At 62.2% G+C, this 2,914-nt stretch carries 3 protein-coding genes and 2 pseudogenes; 2 read left to right on the forward strand and 3 right to left on the reverse strand.

What is annotated here, in order from left to right; translation table 11 throughout:
• Together ACZ6CZ_RS37905 and ACZ6CZ_RS37910 are read left to right on the forward strand one after the other, a co-directional pair.
• Positions 1-147 (forward strand): annotated as a pseudogene (locus ACZ6CZ_RS37905) (IMP dehydrogenase); the annotation flags it as partial.
• Between the two features lie 61 nt (positions 148-208).
• Positions 209-1,084 (forward strand): SDR family oxidoreductase, encoded by an 876-nt coding sequence (locus ACZ6CZ_RS37910; RefSeq protein WP_469030653.1) that lies wholly within the window; start codon positions 209-211, stop codon positions 1,082-1,084.
• On the opposite strand, the pseudogene ACZ6CZ_RS37915 reads toward ACZ6CZ_RS37910, so the two are convergent.
• The 3 genes and pseudogenes from ACZ6CZ_RS37915 to ACZ6CZ_RS37925 all read right to left on the reverse strand — a co-directional run.
• Positions 1,014-1,234, reverse strand: a pseudogene (locus ACZ6CZ_RS37915) (Tn3 family transposase); the annotation flags it as partial. The gene ACZ6CZ_RS37910 and the pseudogene ACZ6CZ_RS37915 sit on opposite strands and share 71 nt — an antisense overlap.
• 85 nt (positions 1,235-1,319) lie before the next feature.
• Positions 1,320-2,030, reverse strand: a complete 711-nt coding sequence (locus ACZ6CZ_RS37920) for a helix-turn-helix transcriptional regulator (protein ID WP_469030655.1) — start codon at positions 2,028-2,030, stop codon at positions 1,320-1,322.
• Positions 2,031-2,171: 141 nt separating this feature from the next.
• Entirely contained in the window at positions 2,172-2,810 is a 639-nt protein-coding gene (locus ACZ6CZ_RS37925; RefSeq protein WP_469030658.1) for a hypothetical protein, read from the reverse strand.
• Positions 2,811-2,914: the final 104 nt, after the last annotated feature.

Genomic DNA, 2,914 nt, shown 5'->3' on the forward strand with positions numbered 1-2,914 from the left:
TACATCCCCGAACTGCTGCCGGACGTGCTGTCCGGCGCGATCGACCCGGGCCTGGTCTTCGACCGCACCGTCGGGCTCGACGGCGTGCCGGACGGTTACCGCGCCATGCACCACCGTGAGGCGCTGAAGGTCCGCATCGCCTTCTGAGAAGCGGAGGCGCGTCCGCCACCCTTCTGTCCCGTCCGTATGCCCGTCCGAGGAGAGTTCCATGAAGATTGTGATCGCCGGCGGCCACGGCCAGATCGCCCGCCGTCTGGGCCGGCTGCTCGCGGGCCGGGGCGACACCGTCGTCGGGATCGTCCGTAACCCGGAGCACAGCGGCGACCTGCGAGCCGACGGAGTCACGCCCGTGGTCTGCGACCTCGAACAGGCGTCGCGCGAAGCCGTCGCTGAGGTCGTGGCCGGGGCGGACGCCGTGGTCTTCGCTGCCGGTGCGGGGCCCGGCAGTGGTGCGGCCCGCAAGGAGAAGGTGGACCACCAGGCCGCTGTCCTCCTGACCGAGGCCGCTGTGCACGCCCGGGTCCAGCGGTACGTGATGGTCTCCACCCGCGGCGCGGGAAGCCCGCCCCCGGCCCACGCCGACGCCGTCTGGGTGGCCTACGTGCAGGCCAAGACCGCCGCGGACGAGCATCTCATGGCCCAGGACATCGACTGGACCGTCCTGAGGCCGGCCGCCCTGACGGACGACCCGGGCACCGGCACCGTCCGCCTCACCGCCGAGCGGAGCGTCGGCGAGGTCACCCGCGACGATGTCGCCGACGTCCTGGTCGCGTTGCTCGACAACCCCGCCATAGTGCAACTATTCAGGCCAGGACAGTGCAGGTGGGCCGACGTGGGGCCGTTGCGTCGCATCGGCATTCCGGTTGACGAGGTGACCTTGGCCGTCACTCTCCAACTGGAGCCTCGACGTGCCGCCAGATCGCCACCTGCCATCTCGCCGCCCCATCGGCATGTCAACTCGGCAGCGGCGCCGACCCGGTGGAACGGGCGGCGGTGCTGGCGGATCCGCACGTCTGGTGTGTGGTGCCGCGCTCTCCGTAGCACACGTCGCAGGCCAGCTTGTGTCGGGACTCCTGCGCGGTGAGCTGCCGGTTCGTCTGCTGGCGGTGGGCGTCGTGGACCGAGACCACGCGGAGCAGTGCTCGGTCTTGGCGATCCACCCGTACTCGGCGAACGCCTGCCCCAGCGGGGTCGGGTGGCCTTCGCGGCCGAACATGCGCAGCAGGTCGTAGCTGGTCCGGACCGAGGGCAGCGGTCGAGGCGACGGTAGCCCGGGCGATCAACGTAGCCCAGCCAGAGCTCAGTCCCCTGATATGAATTCACAAAGCTGCGCACGCGTTTCTGATTCCTAGTTTCGAATAGATTGCCTGCAAGTGGTTCGTCACTGTTCGCGACGACAGGCAGAGCCGAGCGACTATTTCCTTGGGAGGAAGGCCGGAAGCTGTTAGTCGGGCAATCTCTGTCTCTCGTGCAGTAAGCTGACGCGCCCGCCGTACATACTTCAGCAGGGGGGTCTGGGCGTCCTCGCAATTGACTCTCGCACTCTCTGCGGCCACAAGAGCCCGAGTGGCTTCCCGAATGCGACCCGATGCATCGAGGGAAAGAGCTGCTTGAGTATAGGATTCAGCAGCCATCAAGTCCACCCCCATGGCATTTAGGTCATTCCCTAAGCGAATCAATTCGTTTGCATCGAACCGCAGTAAAGCGTCACAGAATTCAGCCCGCTTGAGAGCCATTCGACCGTCACACTCTTCCAAGAGACGAGACAGCCTTTGTCCCGCCTCTGACACCCCTCCAATTCGGCTCATCTCAGATAGAAGCATGGATTCAGTGGCGAATGCCCCTCGTTTCTGTGCAGCAAGTGCGGCCTCTTTGAGCTGATCTATCGCCATGGCAGGATTCTCTCGCGCTACCTCAATCCAAACAGCACCCAGACACTCCTCGCCCGCCAGCATCTTAGGCACCGGGTAGTCTTCAGCCTCGCTCCACAACAACTGAGCCTTGTGCAAGTCACCGAGCTGCGCTGCCACTGCAGCCTGCCCCGAGAGAGCGGTCCTCAGAGCCATCATATGGAAGTTGTTGCGCGCAAGGACGGCCGCTTCGCTATACCACTTCCCCGCAGAGATTGGATGGCCAGCAAGCCATTCAGTTCGAGCGAGGAGCAGACACGGTCACACTCTATTTCTCGGCGCCCTCGCTTTCAACAGAATATCGAAGGAACACAAACCGGTAGACCGAGATTCCTCTATCTGACCGAGCTCACCAAGAGCAAAAGTCATGGCGTTAAGGTGCGAAGTCGGATGGGGTGCCGTAGCTTGATCATTTAGCCGAGAGTGAATCTCGTAGGATTCGCTGGATAATCTCATTGCAGATTCGCTCTTCCCGGCTAAGGTAAGTGCAATGCCGTGCATAATACTGCTTATTATTTTCGCATTGATTTGCATCGGTTCATTCTCCACCACTTCCATTCGATCGATCAATCTGATCCCCTGGCCAATGTTTCCCTGCATGATGAGAAGCGTGCATGCATTAACATCCAGCAGTTGCCTCAGGGCGGGAGAGTCGATCGAATTCCTCGCTTCCCTATTCACCTCCACCGCTGTCTCCAAGTCAGCGGTTCCCAGTCCCAGGGCCATCGTCCTCGCCAGTGTCACAGTGGTGCGTTCCTCATCTGTTCCAGCTCTTGCATAAGCTTTAGAGAATTCGTTCTCGGCTAGTTCCCACTTTCCTAGCTCAAGGAGAGATTCGCCGTGCAGCAGACGTGACGCGTGCGTTTTTTCCTTTTCAGCAACTGCCTCCAACAGCGACACCACCTGACCTTACGAGCTGGTGCGTGATAGCAGGTGAGGCGTGTTTGGCCTGGTCGTGGCCTGTTGTCAGCCGGTGGCGGTGCGGTCGGAGACGAGGCCGGCGA

It is taken from the genome of Streptomyces sp. NPDC041135 (assembly GCF_055592085.1).

Bases quoted from the DNA above. Each gene is read 5' to 3' on its own strand.
- ACZ6CZ_RS37910 (WP_469030653.1), top strand. From the start codon at position 209: ATGAAGATTGTGATCGCCGGCGGCCACGGCCAGATCGCCCGCCGTCTG.